Annotated in this window: 17 protein-coding genes and 1 pseudogene; all 18 read left to right on the forward strand. The window is 36.6% G+C overall.

The genetic code is table 11. From position 1 onward, the window contains the following. Positions 1 to 184 precede the first annotated feature (184 nt). The 18 genes and pseudogenes from ACZQK9_RS11000 (at position 185) to ACZQK9_RS11085 (ending at position 18,418) form a co-directional block, all read left to right on the forward strand. Positions 185 to 859, forward strand: coding sequence for a response regulator transcription factor (locus ACZQK9_RS11000; protein WP_483270580.1), 675 nt, complete (start codon positions 185 to 187; stop codon positions 857 to 859). Beyond that, positions 856 to 1,776, forward strand: coding sequence for a sensor histidine kinase (locus tag ACZQK9_RS11005; protein ID WP_483270581.1), 921 nt, complete (start codon positions 856 to 858; stop codon positions 1,774 to 1,776). Before ACZQK9_RS11000 ends, ACZQK9_RS11005 begins: the two co-directional genes overlap by 4 nt. A 119-nt stretch (positions 1,777 to 1,895) precedes the next feature. Then, a complete protein-coding gene (locus ACZQK9_RS11010) occupies positions 1,896 to 2,570 on the forward strand; it encodes an ABC transporter ATP-binding protein (protein WP_483270582.1) in 675 nt (224 codons plus the stop codon). Continuing rightward, entirely contained in the window at positions 2,567 to 5,203 is a 2,637-nt protein-coding gene (locus tag ACZQK9_RS11015) for an ABC transporter permease (RefSeq protein WP_483270583.1), read from the forward strand. The genes ACZQK9_RS11010 and ACZQK9_RS11015 overlap by 4 nt, the downstream gene beginning before the upstream one ends. Before the next feature lie 87 nt (positions 5,204 to 5,290). After that, positions 5,291 to 5,674 carry an ATP-binding cassette domain-containing protein gene (locus ACZQK9_RS11020; protein WP_483270584.1) on the forward strand — a complete coding sequence of 128 codons (384 nt, stop codon included), beginning with the start codon at positions 5,291 to 5,293 and terminating at the stop codon, positions 5,672 to 5,674. Then, positions 5,671 to 6,114, forward strand: a complete 444-nt coding sequence (locus ACZQK9_RS11025) for a recombinase family protein (RefSeq protein WP_483270585.1) — start codon at positions 5,671 to 5,673, stop codon at positions 6,112 to 6,114. Before ACZQK9_RS11020 ends, ACZQK9_RS11025 begins: the two co-directional genes overlap by 4 nt. Next, positions 6,086 to 6,448, forward strand: coding sequence for a hypothetical protein (locus ACZQK9_RS11030; RefSeq protein ID WP_483270586.1), 363 nt, complete (start codon positions 6,086 to 6,088; stop codon positions 6,446 to 6,448). The genes ACZQK9_RS11025 and ACZQK9_RS11030 overlap by 29 nt, the downstream gene beginning before the upstream one ends. Before the next feature lie 171 nt (positions 6,449 to 6,619). Continuing rightward, a complete protein-coding gene (locus ACZQK9_RS11035; RefSeq protein ID WP_483270587.1) occupies positions 6,620 to 7,558 on the forward strand; it encodes a HamA C-terminal domain-containing protein in 939 nt (312 codons plus the stop codon). 8 nt (positions 7,559 to 7,566) lie between these two features. After that, positions 7,567 to 9,783, forward strand: a complete 2,217-nt coding sequence (locus ACZQK9_RS11040) for a DEAD/DEAH box helicase (RefSeq protein ID WP_483270588.1) — start codon at positions 7,567 to 7,569, stop codon at positions 9,781 to 9,783. Positions 9,784 to 9,842: 59 nt separating this feature from the next. Then, positions 9,843 to 11,780 carry an SEC-C metal-binding domain-containing protein gene (locus ACZQK9_RS11045; RefSeq protein ID WP_483270589.1) on the forward strand — a complete coding sequence of 646 codons (1,938 nt, stop codon included), beginning with the start codon at positions 9,843 to 9,845 and terminating at the stop codon, positions 11,778 to 11,780. Positions 11,781 to 12,032: 252 nt separating this feature from the next. Further along, on the forward strand, positions 12,033 to 12,176 hold the full coding sequence (locus ACZQK9_RS11050) for a hypothetical protein (protein ID WP_483270590.1): 144 nt from the start codon (positions 12,033 to 12,035) through the stop codon (positions 12,174 to 12,176). 210 nt (positions 12,177 to 12,386) lie between these two features. Then, positions 12,387 to 12,803: a hypothetical protein gene (locus ACZQK9_RS11055; RefSeq protein WP_483270591.1), complete on the forward strand. Its 417-nt coding sequence runs from the start codon at positions 12,387 to 12,389 to the stop codon at positions 12,801 to 12,803. 200 nt (positions 12,804 to 13,003) lie between these two features. Beyond that, a complete protein-coding gene (locus ACZQK9_RS11060) occupies positions 13,004 to 13,966 on the forward strand; it encodes a hypothetical protein (RefSeq protein ID WP_483270592.1) in 963 nt (320 codons plus the stop codon). Between the two features lie 355 nt (positions 13,967 to 14,321). Continuing rightward, a complete protein-coding gene (gene rhuM / locus ACZQK9_RS11065) occupies positions 14,322 to 15,278 on the forward strand; it encodes a RhuM family protein (RefSeq protein WP_483270593.1) in 957 nt (318 codons plus the stop codon). Between the two features lie 302 nt (positions 15,279 to 15,580). Continuing rightward, entirely contained in the window at positions 15,581 to 15,781 is a 201-nt protein-coding gene (locus ACZQK9_RS11070) for a hypothetical protein (protein WP_483270594.1), read from the forward strand. Positions 15,782 to 16,083: 302 nt separating this feature from the next. After that, positions 16,084 to 16,806, forward strand: a pseudogene (gene rhuM / locus ACZQK9_RS11075) (RhuM family protein); the annotation flags it as partial. Between the two features lie 157 nt (positions 16,807 to 16,963). Then, positions 16,964 to 17,503 (forward strand): hypothetical protein, encoded by a 540-nt coding sequence (locus tag ACZQK9_RS11080; protein WP_483270595.1) that lies wholly within the window; start codon positions 16,964 to 16,966, stop codon positions 17,501 to 17,503. Positions 17,504 to 17,602: 99 nt separating this feature from the next. After that, positions 17,603 to 18,418 carry an ORF6N domain-containing protein gene (locus tag ACZQK9_RS11085; RefSeq protein ID WP_483270596.1) on the forward strand — a complete coding sequence of 272 codons (816 nt, stop codon included), beginning with the start codon at positions 17,603 to 17,605 and terminating at the stop codon, positions 18,416 to 18,418. Positions 18,419 to 18,613: the final 195 nt, after the last annotated feature.

Consider the following 18,613-nt stretch of genomic DNA (forward strand, 5'->3'; position numbering starts at 1 on the left):
TTTCTTGGAGCGATGTCAAGGGTGGCGTATGGCGTATACAGCCGTACAATGTAACTGACTATTTTTTTATATTTCGTGTCCAAAATTTGTTGACAAGTGCAATGGGGAGTTTGATAAATACCCTATTCTCAAAATTCTCCTGTGCTATAATAGTAAAATATTGATTGACTATGAGGAAATACAGATGGAGCAAATATTAATCCTAGAGGACGATACAGCCTTAAATCAGGGCTTGTGCAAGGCATTAAAGACAGATAGCCGAAAGCTTGTCTCCTGTGAGACTATAAAAACTGCAAGAGACCAGCTCCTGTGCGGCTGTCCGTCTCTCATATTACTTGACATAAATCTGCCGGATGGAAGCGGGCTTGATTTTTTACAGGAACTAAAGAGAAACTATCCCAATATACCGGTTATTCTCCTGACCGCAAACGATACCGACATGGATATAGTAAAGGGGCTGGAGCTTGGTGCAGATGACTACATCACAAAGCCTTTTTCCCTGTCAGTATTAAGGGCAAGGGTAAATACTCAACTTAGAAAGGCGGAAAGCTTACAGGCACATACCTCTGCCAGTGTATACAAAAAGGGTTGCTATGAATTTGATTTTGAGAGAATGATATTTTTAGTAGATGGACAGGAAATCGAGCTTAGTAAGACCGAGCAGCGTCTTTTAAGGCTTTTGGTTCAAAATGAGGGCATAAACCTCCGCAGAGATTTCCTTCTGGACAGAGTCTGGAATGACAGCGCGGAATTTGTGTATCCCAATGCCCTCTCTGTATCTATCAAGAGGCTCAGGGACAAGCTTGGCACCCCGGACAGCATTAAAACAGTATATGGAATAGGGTATAGATTTGAATGAATAACTATAATACAGCCATCTGTATCGTGGGCGTATGCCTTGTAATTACAGCACTTGTAATTTTAATCAACCATCTGCGCACGAAGAAAACCATAGATACAATAGAAAATATGTTAAATCAGGCAGTTAAAGGGGATTTCTCTGAAAAAAGCTTTGACGAGACACGCTTGTCCTCGCTTGAGACCAAGTTTGCCCATTATTTGAGTGCTTCTGTGGTCTCTGCCAGAAATGTGGAGTTGGAAAAAAACAAGATTAAGTCGTTGATTGCGGATATTTCCCACCAGACCAAGACTCCCATAGCCAATCTGCTCTTGTACAGTGAATTGCTGCTTGAAGATGATACCGGCAATTTATCAGCCCAGATGCGTGAAAATATTGTCCAGCTTCATGCCCAGTCTGAGAAATTGCAGTTTTTAATCGACTCTCTGGTGAAGTTGTCAAGGCTTGAAAACGGCATATTGCAGCTTTCCCCACAGGAAGAAGCGCTTAAGCCCATGCTGACATTGGCAGTAAAAGAGACAGTGGCCAAAGCCAAGGCTAAGGGGCTTGAGCTTATGATCCATGACACTGATGAGAAAGCTTATTTTGACAGCAAATGGACTCTGGAAGCCATCTGCAACATTCTCGATAATGCTGTAAAATATACAAAAGAAGGCAGTATAAGCCTATCTGTCACTGCATATGAGATGTTTGTAAGAATTGATATAAAGGACAGCGGAATCGGCATAAAGGAGGCAGAACTTCCTAAGATTTTTTCCAGATTTTTCCGCTCAGAAGATACAAAAAATATGGAAGGCGTGGGCATCGGCCTGTATCTAAGCCGGCAGATTCTAAGCGGAGAGGGCGGCTACATAAAGGTGTCCTCAGTATACGGACAGGGCAGTACTTTTTCTGTTTTTTTGCCAAAGTTGGCTTAAATCTTTCAAAACTGTAATAATTTAATTGTTTCCGGAAAGAGCCTGGAAAGAATATTGTGTAATAATCTGTATGTAGCCAAAAATGCTGCATACAGTTTTTTAGTTTTTATGGAGGATATATGGACATTTTACAAGCATGTGATTTGAAGAAAACCTATGGAACAGGTGAGGCATGTGTACATGCCTTGGATGGCGTGAGCCTCATTGTAGAAAAAGGAGAGTTTGTGGCTATTGTGGGAACAAGCGGCAGTGGCAAATCTACCCTCTTACATATGCTGGGAGGTCTGGACAGACCAAGCTCCGGCAAGGTATTTGTGGATGGCAAAGACATTTTTTCCCTAAAGAATGAGGAGCTTACCATTTTCAGGCGCAGAAAAATAGGCTTTGTATTTCAGGCATACAATCTGGTGCCGGTACTAAATGTGTACGAAAATATTGTGCTTCCAATCGAGCTGGATGGCGGTAAAGTTGATAAGAACTTTGTTAAAGAAATAACAGAGACCCTGGGGCTCGACCAGAGGCTTGACGCCCTCCCAAACCAGCTCTCAGGCGGACAACAGCAGAGAGTTGCCATAGCCAGAGCATTGGCGGCAGAGCCTGCCATAATTCTTGCGGATGAGCCCACAGGAAACTTAGACGGACGTACAAGTCAGGACGTATTAAGTCTCCTAAAGGTGACTAGCCAGAAGTTCTCACAGACGATTGTGATGATTACCCACAACGAGGAAATCGCCCAGCTTGCGGATCGCATAATAAGAATTGAGGACGGACATATTCAGGAGAGAGCAGTATGAGAGTAAAGAACAGAAAATGTATCCGCAGACTTAGCTTTAAGTCTCTGTGGGCATCCAGGAAAAGAAATATTATTGCAATTTGTGCTATAGCACTCACAACTTTGATGTTTACATCATTATTTACCATTATGCTGTCTGTAAACTCAAGCTATGAGACCTACAATTTCAGACAGGCAGGCGGCTATAGCGATGGCAGCTTTAAGGATTTATCCAGAGAACAGGCAGATAAAATAGCTGCCCACAAGGGAATCAAGGCATCCGGTGAGCGTATCGTGTGTGGCTTCAGCTCCTCTGATGTTTTTGGCAAGGTAGTGGCAGAGGTAAGTTACATGGATAAAAACTGTACCGAGTGGAGTTACGCCACCCCAACCACGGGAAAAGAGCCTCAAAAAGAAAATGAAATATCCATGGACACTACAGCCTTAAGGCTCCTTGGAGTAGAGCCTGAGCTGGGAGCAAATGTGACTATTACTTATCAGGCGGGTAATGGCAGCATGACCCAGACCGACAGCTTTATCCTCGTGGGTTACTGGGAGTATGATGATTTGATGCCTGTACACTATATCAACGTCTCAAAAGCCTATGTAGATAAAACTAACGAAAAGTGCATAGCCGCTGGCAATGAAGCCCTTGACATAGATTTAAATGTTATGCTTCCTTACAAGCTTAATATCAGGGAGCAGATGGAGAAAATAGATGCAGACTTAGGCTATGATTGGAATACAAGAGATCAGGAGAACAGTGCCAGAATAGGTGTGAACTGGGGGCTTACAGCTTCATCTATAAGCTCTGGGATAGATTTTTCGCTGGTAGCTGCAATCATTGCCTTTTGCCTGCTTATTATATTTACAGGCTATCTGATTATATACAATATATTCCAGATGTCAGTGACCGAGGACATCAGGTTTTATGGCCTGCTAAAGACCATCGGCACCACACCAAGACAATTAAGGCGCATAATCACACAGGAAGCTCTTCTTTTGTGTATTATCGGTATTCCTATAGGATTACTTCTGGGGTATGGCGTTGGTGCAGTTTTAGCTCCTATTGCATTAGAGATCACAAGCATTATAGGCACAAAGGCTACGATCAGCAGCTCTCCACTTATTTTTATAGGTTCTGCCTTGTTTGCCATTATCACTGTCTTTTTGTCTTGCAGGAAGCCCGGTAAAATGGCTGCGAAGGTATCTCCTGTTGAGGCTGTAAAATACACAGAAGGCATGACCGGCAAAAAGAAAAAACGCCACAGCCGTGGGGCTAAGGTATATCAGATGGCTTTTGCCAATCTGGGCAGAAATAAGAAGAAAACAGCCCTTGTGGTAGTCTCACTGACACTTTCCGTAACTCTTTTCAATGTGCTTTTTTCACTTGTCAACGGCTTTGACATGGATAAATATGTGGACAGGTCAACCTGTGCAGACTTTATCGTGAGTAGTACAGATTATTTCCGGTATAATACGGCGGAAGAGTATATAGGACAGGATACCATTGATGATATAAAGAAAAACACAGATGAGACTGTCTCTGGAAGCGGCTATGACCTGGCAGACATATCCCCTATGATGTGGATGGAGACAGACCAGTATAGTAAACTGGCAGAAAACTATCTAAGCGGCAAAGAGCCGCAGGAGGAAATCTCCCACTACGAGCAGAAAGGTGACAGCATACTTGTCGACGCCAGTATAGAGGGCTTTGACGATGGACTTTTTGATAAGCTTACTGTAGTAAAAGGCTCCCTGGAGCCACTATCAGACCCGGATAGCCACGCAATCGCTGTAGCTGTATCCACAGACGATTACGGCAATATAGTAAATCTGGACAACTACCCTGAGTTGGGAGACACTTATACCGTAAGCTACCAGATTGGATATGACATAGACAGCCGAACCGGCGAGCGGGCAGACCAACAGACCACGCCTGAGGAGTATTTGGAATACCATGAGGAAGAGGCAAAGGAGGTGGAGTACAGTGTATGTGCTCTTGTGACGGTTCCTTATTCCATCAGCTTCCGTTATACAAGTCTGGGTTATAGTATGGTTTTGCCGGTAGAGAAGCTTAAGGAGGACAGCGGTACAGATGTCATTCCAAAATTTTATATGTTTGACACACCGGATTCTCAGGCAGAAGCAAGTGCTGAGCAATATCTGCAAAAGCTCACAGCCGGAGATACATCTACTCTCATGTATGAGAGCAAGGCATCTATCAGACGTGAATTTACCCAGTTTAAAAATATGTTTTTAATCTGTGGTGGTGCCCTCTGTGCTATAATCGGACTTGTGGGCATACTTAACTTTTTCAATGCAATTATGACAGGAATTTTGTCCAGAAAAAGAGAATTTGCCGTATTACAGTCTGTGGGCATGACCAAGAGACAGCTAAAGCATATGCTTATCTATGAGGGCTTATTCTATGCGGTGGGTTCCATCATAGCATCTCTTATACTTTCTGTGGTGCTCAGCCCTATGCTGGGCAATATGATGAGCGATATGTTCTGGTTTGTAACATACTATTTTACAATCATGCCTGTAATCCTGATTATACCGGTATTTCTCCTGCTGGGCTGGCTGATTCCTGCTGTACTTTACCGTGCTGACAAGAGACAGAGCATTGTTGAAAATCTAAGGGAATTATAGTTTTTATTCCAAAAATCAATACATGTGGAGACGGTCTGCCTTCTGTCGAGAAAAGCCCAATAAATCAAAGGTTTCTGCGGTTTTGGAATGGTAATTGCTTCATTTATGATTTTCGATCAATTAAAAGCAGCAGGTAGTGGTGTGGCTACACTTCGTTTAACGGAAAGTGCTATTGACAGAGCAAATGGTCTGGATGATGTGCCAGTTATGGATGAAGGTGCACAAACTATTGTTCCTGCTGATCATGAAATTAAGTTTGATAAGGTTGATTTCTCCTATGGTGAGCACTCTGTTTTGAAATCAGTGTCTGTGACAATTTCAGAGAAGAAAATGACCGCTATTGTTGGACTATCGGGCTCTGGAAAAACAACTTTGTGTGATCTAATTGCACGTTTTGGGATGTGGAGGCAGCAAAACGGGCCTGTTGTGATGACTTTATCGAGGCTTTCCCAGCTGGATATAACACCATGATTGGAGAAGGGGGAAATGCACTTTTTGGTGGTGAGAAGCAGAGATTGTCTATTGCACGGGCTATGCTGAAGAACCTGGGGATTGGAATTATTTTTGAAAAGGAAAACATCAATACCCTCGATGCAAAAGGCAAAGTGCTTCTTACCATTCTTTCCTCTCTGGCGCAGGACGAGAGCCGCTCCATTTCAGAGAACTGCACATGGGGAATCCGCAGGAGGTTTAAAACAGGAAAGCACAAAATGAGTACCAAACGTTTTTTTTGCTATGATGCGGATGAGAATGGCAAGCTGGTAATAAACAGGCAGCAGGAGCCGATTGTAGTACGGCTGTATCAGGAATTTTTGGATGGCAAAACAATGGACTACATTAAAAGTATTTTTGAAAAGGAAGGGATGGCGGAGCAGCACGGGAGTGGACAGAAAGGTATGGCAATGCAGTGAGCGGTACAAGGTAAAAGGAGTCATGGGATGTGCCAATCGCCATGTGGAGGAAGAAACGTTGCTAAAGGCTTATCTAATGGCATGGAATGCACTAGTGGAGAACCGAGCAGATTTCATGGAACAGTGGACGGAGCAGTTGCAGAGTGAGAACCTCTTGGAAGGTTATCGAGCAGAGAAGTTCATAGAATACACCGATGGGGCAGAACCATTGAAGGAGGTGGATACGGATTTCATGCTGAAAACACTGGATCACATCAAGGTATTTGAGGATGGAACATTGTTGGTAGTGTTCCTAGATGGAACGGAGATTGAATGTAAAAATGAAGAGGCGTAAGAAAAGATGTCGATTGGGAGTTTAGATTCCTAATCGGCTTTTTTTCTTGCTCTTTTGCAGATAGTAAAATGTGGAGTTTTATGGTAAAATATTATAATAGCATGTAGAGATATTGATGAAAAGAACAAGTTATTATGTACTTTATTTGGTTTTGTGGAGGTACTGCTTAATATGACTAACAGAATTTTCGATAAAAAGAATGTAATATTACTGAAAGTTAACGAAGATGATTTGAATACCTTTTTAGTTGATATGGATATTGATGATGAAGGAAATCCCCAATATTGCTTGGAAGATTTTACCAAAGCCATATGCAATACAATTCCAGAATATGTTTTTGCACAATATGAAGATCCAAATATTCCTCAAAATGACATTGTTGAAAAGTTAAGAGAAGCGGCTCATTGCATTTATAAAATCAAAGATTTTCAATTAATGAAACAGTGGTGTGTAGATAAAGATATTAATGCATATAACGAATTAAAAAGATCCAGTACAGCAAAAAGGGGAGAATTTGGTGAATTGTTGCTGCATTTGATATTAAGGGAATTTAAGCATACAATACCACTAATTTCTAAAGTTTATTTCAAAGATAGTGCGAGTGTGCCTGCACATGGATTTGATGCGGTACATGTTTCCATGAATGAAAAAATTTTATGGCTTGGTGAAAGTAAGCTTTATGATGATAGTAAAGAGGGAATAAAAGCATTAGTGAAAGATTTGAATGAACATATTAATACAGATTATTTAAATGATCAGTTTGTAATAATTAAAAAGAATCTGGAAAATAATTCTATACCTGGCAGAGAGGAATGGATTGATACGATAACGAATTGTACAAAGCTAAGCGACAAACTTAATATTATAAATATACCAATGCTTTGTATTTATACACATGACATTTACAAAAAGTTTTCTGATATGAATGATCCTAATGCAATAGCCTACCACGAATTAAATATCAGAGAGTTAAAAGAGTATTTTGATACACAAAACAAAATGCCACTAAAAGACAGAGTTAATATTATACTTATGCTATTTCCTGTAAATGACAAAAATGAATTAGTCATTAATTTGCATAAACGTCTTTGGCATATGCAGAATATTTGAGGTGAAATATGGACAAGACAACAGAAATCATATTAGAAATTGAAAATGTAGAGAGAATCTCTTTTGAACAGAGTTTTAAAATTGTTTCATATTGCACACAATTGTTGTTGCAACATTCAGCGGAAGCAGAATTATCAGCGAGGAAAATAGTAATACATGTTCTGAATAATTGGAGAAAAGTTGATAAAAATCTATATAAAGTGTGGGCAGATTTGATTGAAACGTTAGGATTTTATCCGTATATTCAAAAAAATAGTTCTGATTTAAAAATTATGTCTTTTGCAGACGATGTGCGAATGAGTTATTTTCAGTCAGATTTTTTAGAGAATACATATCTACATAAAGAGCAAAAGAAAATTTCTAATTATCTTTTGTCAGGGAAAAATATAATTGCTAGTGCGCCAACAAGCTTTGGGAAAAGTTTGCTTATAGAAGAAATCGTAGCTTCAAAAAAATATAACAACATAGTTATCATACAGCCAACATTAGCATTGTTAGATGAAACTCGATTAAAATTGAAGAAATATGCCGATGATTACAAAATTATAGTGAGAACTTCGCAGCCATATTCTGAAGATAAGAGAAATCTTTTTCTCTTAACAGCGGAAAGGGTAATGGAGTATGAGCCTCTACCTCAAATAGATTTTCTTATTATAGATGAATTCTACAAATTGAGCCTTAGAAGAAAGGATGCCCGGGCAGATACCTTAAACAATGCGTTTTTGAAGGTGGTAAATAAATTTCATCCCAGATTTTATTTCTTAGGACCCAATATTGATGGAATAACAGATGGCTTTGCAGAAAAATATGATGCAATCTTTTACAAGTCAGATTTTTCTTTAGTAGATTGCAATGTAATAGATAAGAGCAATTTAATTAACTGGAGTAACAGCGATAAACAGATTGATAAGGAAAAAATCACAATTTTGTGTGAACTATTAGATGAGTTGCGAGATGAACAAACGCTTATTTATTGTTCAACTCCTGCACGAGCAAGGCGTATGGCCAAAGTATATTTAGAATATTTACAAAGAATAGGACGAGAAAAGAATAATCAACTACCATTAGTAGAATGGATTAATAAGAATGTCTCGCCGGAATGGAGTTTAGCTAAGGAATTACAATACGGTGTGGCAATTCATGATGGCTCTTTACAAAAGCATATAGGGGCTTCAATTATTAAGTATTTTAATGAGGGACGGTTAAACTGTATTTTTTGTACCTCTACGATAATTGAAGGTGTCAATACTAGTGCTAAAAATGTAATTTTGTTCGATGAAAAAAAGGGAGGAAATGAAATAGATTTTTTTGACTACAGTAATATTAAGGGTCGCTCTGGAAGGATGATGGAACATTATGTGGGAAGAATATTTAATTTTTGTCACGTTCCGGTGCAGAAGTCTATTGTAATAGATATTCCATTTTATGAACAAGATCCAGAAATATTGACAAATGAAATACTTATTAACATAAAAAAGGATGATGTAAAGCAAGAGGTCAGAAATCGTTATGATCAGATTAATGCACTTCCCGCTGATTTATTAAGTATTATTAAACAAAATGGCGTTTCTGTAAATGGACAAATTAGGATTTATAACAAATTGATTAATGATTTGAAATCAAAAAGTGTATTACAAAATATTCAGTGGAGCCAATTACCTACATGGGATCAAATGTACTATGTTTTAGAGCTGGCAGAAAATAATCTATTTAACTTTGATAGCAAAAGGGGAGTGTTTTCGGTAAAGCAACTTGCAAGATATTTAAATATGTATAGAACAAAAAAGAATATTATTGATATTGTTAATGATATTTATAATAGTAAAATTGCGACTGTAAAGACTTTGACAGATGAGAGAAAAGCAAGATATTATGATGAAGCTGTAGAAACAGCATTCCATATCTACAGACATTGGTTCCAATTTACTGTGCCAAAGGCGTTTAGAGTTGTAGATAGTATCCAACGTCTGATATGTGAAAAGAGAAACATTAAACCAGGGTCTTATAGTTTTTTCGTTCAACAATTGGAAAATGATTTTATACGTGAGAATTTATCGATTCTGGTCGAATTTGGTATACCTAGTAACGCTGTAAGAAGATTGGAGAATGTAATTCCGTCTAATCTGTCAGAGGATGAAGTCATTGACTTTATTAAGAAAAATCGCAGCAATATCAAAAAAAATTTGTTGCCATATGAAAGTGAGAGGTTAGAACAGTGCATATAAAAATAGAGAAAATGTTTATTGCTCCTTAAAATAATGTTTTAGATGAAAGAAGAGAATGTATGGGGAAGAAAATTGGAAGAAATGATCCATGTCCATGCGGAAGTGGGAAAAAATATAAATTGTGTTGTATCAATAAGATGTCAGAGGAAGAAATACAAGTATTGTATTTAGAGCAATTTGAATTGACCAAAGGACTAAATGAGGCGAATAAGTGTTACAAAATATTAGATATAGGAAAAAGGATAATCGAACAGCAACAAAATAGTATATGTGCCACAGGAACATATGTAAATATGGCACTCGCTAAAAGGGTATTATATTTATTAAATCATAATCAGTTAGATTTAGAGGAAGCTAAAGATTTTTGCTTACGTGCGCTTGAGTTGAAACATAATAATCAAGTGGCATTGAGAATGCTGTATAGTATTTGTTTACATTTAAAACAATACGGAGATGCCAACAAAGCATTAGCGCAATATGAAGACTCTAATATATATAGTCCTATGAGTGTACAGATTGTAGAAGAATATCAAAATGCAATAGAATGGGCTAACAGAGAAGAGTATAGAGAAGATAATAAAAAAGGATTAGATGAAATAACCAATACATTATTTGAGAAATTTGGTATGAATGCAGGTTTATGTGCAGTTGCTATTTCATATTATTTAGGGGTTGGCAATGATGCGCTTAAAGCGTATGAACTTGGCAAAAGAAGTGTTGAGGAATATCCAAATTCGGTGACTTATAATAGTTTAGGCTGGGTATGTTTAACACCGGAAATTAATAGGAAGGATATTGCAGTTGGATTTTTTGAGAAAGCAATAGAATTAGCAGAAGATGGAGAATTAAAAAAAGATATTACTGGAAATTATTTTATTGCTTTGCTGGAGAACGAACAATTTAAAGAGGCTGAAAAAGTTATGTGTGATTTGATTGACGAACATCCATGTAATCAAAATTTTTCAAATTATGCAGAACTGTTGAAACGACAAGGGAAATTAGAAGATGCATTGGAATGGGGAAAAAAAGCGCTTTTTATTGTAGAAGATGATACAACATTATTAGTTGTTGCTGATATTTATAAGAAAATGAAGCAATACGAGAATGCAGTTTTTATGTATCAAAAATGCCTTGAACATTTTAGCGTAGATGAGAATGTTTATCAGTTTCAAGACATAAATGGAAAGCAGTTGTATTCAATAGCATCTAATAATGGTCTTGGCATGATAATGTTTGAAGCTTTAAAAGGAATTATTTCATCATATAGTTTTTTGAGAGAGTATGAGCAAGCAAAAGCATATTTATTAATTGCGAAAGAAAGGATTCCTCAAAAAAGTGAGTGGGAAATATGGGAACAAACCTTACCAGAAATAGAAAGCGCAAATCAGCGTTATATAGAAATTAAGGAGCAACTTAGTCAAAGCAATAAAAAAGCCATAGAGCAGAAACGTTCTGTTCGCCAGTGGGCGCTTCAATTAATACAGCTTCAGAATAATTCTGGACAATTAGATCTGGATGAAAACGATGATTGGGATAAATACTTAGAAAAAATGGACGAGGTTCTCAATCAAATGGTGCAGGCGGTAAATAAAGATAGTATCATATATCAAAATAGCCGGAACTGGGTTAATTCAACATATGCATATCTTGATGCAGATGCAAAGGAATTTTTAATTACAGCAGAAACTCTTTATGAAATACATAAAATGAGTATTATCGATTTTGCACCTATAATAGTGGAATATTGTAAGGTTGTTGAAAAGCAATTAAGGGTACTGTTGGGAAGTCAAATACCTGGCAGTATGCACATGCTAGGAGAGATAATAGGTGTGATTTCGACAAATAATATACATCCTTATACCTCATATTTGTCAGATTTACGAGCTGTAAATCAAATGCGTAGAAATAGTGCACATACAGGATTATTAGTAAGAAATGATGCAGATACGATAAGAAATATTTTCTTTGTAAATAATTTACTTAATAATCTTGTTTGATTTATATGCCATAATCGGGGTGAAGGACATCCCCCTAAGTGGTGTATAAACCTTTCCGCAAAAGGTGACAGTTTCGCTATTTAGTATAAGAAGTAACTTTCAACGCATGTGGAAACGGTGTGTTTGCTGGCAAGGGAAGCATAATAAATCAAAGGATTCAGCAATTTTTTGGAGAAAATAGATATGTGTTTCGGTAGATATAAGTGAAGGTTTACTCCATGGGTAGTCTTTTGAAAATGAGAAATATACATTTTGGAAAAAAGGATACTTGGGGGTAAAAGAGAAAGAAGGGAAAATTTGGATAAAAAAATAGAGTATGCTGAGCAGTGGAAAGTTAGTTCAAAATATTTTTATGACAAAAAATATTATAACTGGATGCAGAAAAGAAAATTTTAACATCATTTTGGAAATTGGATGTGGCACTGGATATAGTATATTGGCATTATTAGAGAATGGTCACAAGGTAATTGCAATTGAAAAGAATATTAGTGTATAAAAAAGGCAACAGAATTAATACGACAAAAAGGTTATTCAATAGGAAAGATATCGGATGCTGATGTATGTTTTATTGAAGCGGATGTTGTTACTGAAGAATTTTATTTAGGCGTGCTAGCAGATATTAAATTTGATATAGTTATCTGTTGGAATATAGGGAGTTATTGGGATAAAGAAAGTGTCCAGTTCTATTTACCGTATATGCTTGAGTACGGATTGAATATAGATCAAATTAAAAGAAATGTGGAGTCATCGTATGGAGAATTGATTTTGTGGAATGCATGTAAAATTGCAACAATGAGAAATGTACCAATGCATATAATTGAACGTTCGGATAAGATTGTCACTGAATCTAACGGTGATTATTATCGCATCCTGGGAGATGAGTTTGGCTTTTCAAAATTACAATTTGATAATTTGAAGGCTGTTTCTGTTTCTAATGGTGGACGTGTATTGGTTAAAAATGGCAATGTCAATATGGAAAGAATCGTAGAAGTGATATTAGTATCTATTTTGATGATATTTTAGGCGGAGAAATATCCAACATTCTTTAGATGTTTGTAATAGATAAGCGGGATATATAAATGATTACTTTTGAATAGACATGACTTATAGAAGCGTATAAAACAAAAGGTAATTGTGAAGTTGTAAGAGTAGAAAATGAGTGTGGATGCTTGGTCGGGGTGGTAAAATGTCAATGATGATGTAAACTTATGGTGTGATAAAGTATGAGAGACGATTTTTCACAAACTACAAAGGATTTGTTAGCAAATAGGGTTGGATGGAAATGTAGCAACCCTAATTGTAGAAAAGCAACACGTGGCGCAGGAATGGACAAAATGAATGTTATAAATATAGGAGTCGCATCGCATATTACAGCGGCGTCTATGGGAGGTCCTAGATACGATGAGAATATGACTGCCCAGGAAAGAAAATCTTATGAAAATGGTATATGGTTATGTCAGTCGTGTTCAAAATTGATAGATTCAGATGAAGTAAGATATACTGTTGAAAAATTAAAGAAATGGAAAGAAATCTCAGAGCAGATGGCTGTTTTTGAATTAGAAGAGAAAGCAAGTGAAGATACTGTTATTGCATCAAATACAGGTGTACTTAGGACAAGGGATGGAAGTATTTTAAAGAAGTCGAATGGAAAAACGGCTGTTACAAACGTGGAGTGGAGAGAGAAACTTGCTACGATATATGAAAAGTTAGTTGATATTGTAAATCAGTATCCAAATTCATCACCGAGTGATGTTTTACTATTTGTAGATAATGCTCCAAACTTTTCAATGGAATCGTTTGATGCTGTTTTAACTAGTTTGGATTATCAGATTGAAGATTATAAAAGACAATTAAATAATGTGAATATTAATTATGATAGAAAGATTGACGCTGAAACGCAAATATCGAATAGAGAATATGCGAAGAAAAAGATATCCGATATCCGAGATGCATATTATATGGCAAAAGATAGATATAAATTATTTTGTAAATCAGATAAAGCAGTGTTTGATCTCTATGCAGGACAGGATGTGCGAAATTGTCTTGTAGAATTCGAGGTGATTCTCCATAATGTATTTATATCTGGTCACAGTGTAGGTGCCGCTAATGATCCACTAAATAATAGCATTGAAATAATTCGGAGGAAAATTATTAATAGTATGAGAAAAGATATTGGAACATTTTAATGTATTTAAGTGGTGGGTAAAAACTATTCTTTTAGGACGAATAAAGAAGACAAACATAAGCGAGATGGCAAAAATGGATGGTACAGATATGATTCAAGATTTGCTTTGCCGGTATATGGTGATGATGGAGAAGTAGAAAGATATAATGTGTTTCATGCATCCATGTTGATTAGACATTCTAATGACGAAAAGATGTATCTATATGATATAATTGACATAAAAAAAGAAACGAGCAACTCTCTCGGCGAATAATCGCTTACCAGACAAAAAACCCATTTTCTTTGCATTGATAATACTACAACAGATTAAGAATGTCAATCCGGACACTTGAAAAATATATAGAGGAGAATCCTATTTGAAAAAGAACCAAATAACCATTCGTTCCAGTGTAGCGGAATACTTAGCAGATGTTGTTTTTGCTGGTGACCAACAGGACAGTATTGAGATGCACTATGAGGATGATAATATATGGCTGACGCAGAAGATGATGGCGACACTATATGATGTAGATGTTCGTACAATCAATGAGCATATCAAGAAGATTTATTCCGACTCAGAGCTTGAGGAAGATGCAACTATGCGGAATTTCCGAATAGTTCAAACCGAAGGTTCCCGTCAGGTTACACGTGATATCAAGCATTATAATCTTCAGATGATTATTGCTGTCGGTTTTAAAGTGAATAATGAGCGAGCCGTTCAGTTTCGGAAATGGGCTAACAGTATCGTTAAGGACTATACTATCAAAGGCTGGGCCATGGATGGTGAGCGCTTAAAAAATGGTGGCTCTGTGCTTACAGTAGAGTACTTCGATCGTTTACTTGAGCAGATTCGTGAAATCCGTCTCTCTGAGCGTAGATTTTATCAGAAGATAACAGACATCTATGCTACAGCTATTGACTATGACCGTACGGCAAAAACGACAAAACAGTTCTATGCAAAAGTGCAAAATAAGATCGTAAAAAGTGATGTGCATGTTGCGAAGAATTATCTGAGTGAGCAGGAAATGCGTTCATTAGAGCGTATTGTTTCGGCGTATTTGGATTTGGCAGAAGACCGTGCAGAACGTTACATTCCAATGACTATGGAAGATTGGGCGAAACGACTGGATCTATTTCTGATGGCAGATGACAGAGCGGTTCTTCAGAATGCAGGCAAGATCACTGCAGAGATTGCCAAGGCAAAAGCTGAAACTGAATTTGAAAAATATCGAGTTGTTCAAGATAGGTTATTTATGTCCGACTTCGATAGATACATGCTGGAACTGGAAGAGAATACGAAGAAGTATAGGAAAGATGGTAGACAGTCAGAGTGATGGCTGTCTATTTTTGAAAGTAAGTGCTTGGTAAAGTGTTATACATAAAAACATCCAACATTTGCTGTATAAATAACAAAACGACCCCGCAGGAGCCGTTCGGGTTACGGGCTTCTCAAGTTTCCGTAACTCATTCACTACAAAAAGTATAAGTAATCTATGGCAGAATGTCAAATGCTTTTTAGTAGTGATTATATGATATGCAACTCATGAGATAATTATAACAAAAACTGATGTTCGACATAAGGAAATTTAAAAGGCGGGTTAAGAATAACATTGAAAAATTTGAAGGTGATGATTTTATGTTTGAATTAGATGATGAGGAAGTGGAAAAGCTTTTAAGGTGCAAAAATTTCACCTTGAATAAGGGAAGAGGTTCAAATATAAATACAAACTGTATGTGTTTACTCGCCTGCGGACCAGTTCTTCTTCAACTTGTAAGAAGATGTCCTTCGGAATATATACATATAATATCTCAAAAGCAGAAAGACAGTAAAAAATAAGTTGTTCATTCAATTGCGATAAATACACATTGTGTAACATAAGGATATGCGTTATAATGTACACAAAGTGTAAACACGAGGTGACAAAATATGGAGCAAAAAACAAATTGTCAAATTGAAATCAAGAGACTTAGAGAATCCACCGGGATGAATCGCAAGGAATTTTGTGAATGTTTTGATATCCCATATAGAACTGTTACAGAATGGGAGAGAGGCACTCGTAATGCACCGGATTATCTCCTGAGACTTTTAGCATATTATATTAAGATGGAAAACATGGTGAAGGAACGAGGTGAACAGTAATGCCAAATTCAAATATTTTAATGTATACAACGGAAGATGGTTTAACAAAGATTGAAGCAACCTTTGAAAATGATACTGTTTGGCTATCGATTGATCAGATGGCGGAGTTGTTTCAGCGTGATAAGTCTACAATATCAAGGCATATAAAAAATATATTTGAAGAAGGAGAACTGAACAGAAATGCAGTTGTTGCAAATTTTGCAACAACTGCATCTGATGGAAAAACATATCAGGTTGATTACTACAATCTTGATGTAATCATTTCTGTGGGTTACCGCGTAAAATCCTTGCGTGGAACACAGTTTAGAATCTGGGCAAATTCTATTTTAAAAGAATATATGAAAAAGGGATTTGCTCTAGACGATGACAGACTTAAGCGCCTTGGTGGTGGTAATTATTTTGACGAACTGTTATCCAGAATCAGAGATATTCGATCTTCGGAGAAAGTATTCTTGAGAAAAGTGCTTGAAATATATGCCACTAGTATTGATTATAATCCTAATGCAGAGGAATCAGTTTTGTTTTTTAAGCAGGTCCAAAATAAAATGCACTGGGCTGCACATAAGCATACTGCAGCAGAGATTATCTTTTCAAGAGCTGATTCCGAAAAGGATAATATGGGACTTACTTCTTGGGAAGGAAAGCAAATCAAGAAATCTGATTCTGAAATTGCTAAGAATTATTTGAATGACCAGGAATTAGATGCTCTTAATAAGATAGTATAAGAAGCATTTTAGGACGAATAAAGAAGACAAACTATTCCGACTCAGAGTTTGAGGAAGATGCAGTTGATTATGGTTTCACTCAAGAAGATGGCTTGAAGGCAGGAAATATTCTGCAAGAATTATTACAAAATTGATTTAATTGAGGTATGTAGACATGAGAGAAACTATTCAAAATTATTTTGAAAAAACAAAACAATATCCTGATTATTACTCAAATGAAGATTTTAGTACGATTTGTGATGATATTAAAAAAGAAATTGATGCTGGTGTATTTCTTGTTAAGAGGAGAGACGAAACAGATTTGTCTGTATTTGAAGAAAAATATGGATATGCATTACCTACAGAAATTAATGATTACATTAATCTATTTTGGCATCCTTGTATTAGAGGATATTGTAATACGAAAGAATCTATTGTATTATTTTCCGTTTTGAAAAAGGAAGGGGATTCCGGTGATGACATATTATTCTATAAAAATAGTTTGATTTCAATGGCTGAAGATTGGGAAAAGATAGGTGATATTAAAAAATTTATTCCTATAGGATGGCTTGGCTATTCTGGTGGATACGTTCTCTATGAAGTGAGTAGTCATAACATTTTTTTGGAAAATATGGATATAGATGGAGAAGTGGAAGACAAGCCAATTGCCAATTCTCTAAAAGGACTTATTAACAATATGAATGTTGTAATGTAATTGTAAGAAAATAGAGAATGATCAGAGAGATGAATCGATTAAAGAATAATGTATAGATAATTGTGCCGCAGCTTGTAGCACAATTTTAGGAGGAATGCTATGGCAGAAAATTTAAAGTCGCAAATTGCGACTTTAAACGAAAATGGAAATAGAAGAGGTCTTCATATTAAAAAATTACCATTTGCATTCACGGAGCAAGGTATTTATATGCTTGCTACAGTTCTAAGAGGAGAACTTGCGGAACAACAAAGCATTTTTATAATGCGTGCGTTTCGTGAGATGCGTCATTATATAAAGCAAAATCAACAGTTTGTTACACAGTCTGAGATGCGACTTGTTACGGCAAAAGTTTCGGAGATATCAGTGCAGGTTGTAGGTGTTGCAGATTGGAAGAATAAAGCTGAGGATAGATTTGATAGTATTCAAAGAAGTATAGATACTCTAAATGAAAACTTTGTCTCAGATAAGGATTTCAAAAATTTTGTTATCTACAAAGGACAGAAGTTCGAAGCAGATGCAGCATACATAGATATATATCAACAAGCTAGGAAGAGTATTTATGTGGTGGATGATTATGTGAATACAAAGACATTACAGCTTTTATCACAGAAGCATGCCGGTGTAGAAGTGGTTTTATTTACGGAAAATGGTCACGGGAAAAGAGGATTTTTGACAACAACAGTTGTAAATGATTTTATACAAGAATATCCACCACTAAGAATTAAGCCGAATGTAGATTGTCATGACAGATTGATAGTTTTGGATTATGGTGAGCCTACAGAACAAGCATATCATTGTGGTGCATCCAGTAAGGATGCGGGAAAGAAACTTTGCGCCATAAATGTGATATTAAAAACAAGTATGATTCATCCGGTAATAGATAAAATGTTATTATCCCCAGATAAGCAGATATAGTCATTTGTATATGTTATGGCCGTATAGAGGCAAGGGTGATGCCTGAATTTAAATATCTCATTAGTGGGTAGGCAGTCAGAGTGATGGCTGCCTATTTTCGATTGAAATATAGTTGGAACAAAAGTATAATGATAGGAAATTATTTTTATATGATATAATTCAAATAAAAAAAGAAACGAGCACGCCGCTTGAGTA

The sequence above is a fragment of the Wujia sp. genome (genome assembly GCF_056872695.1).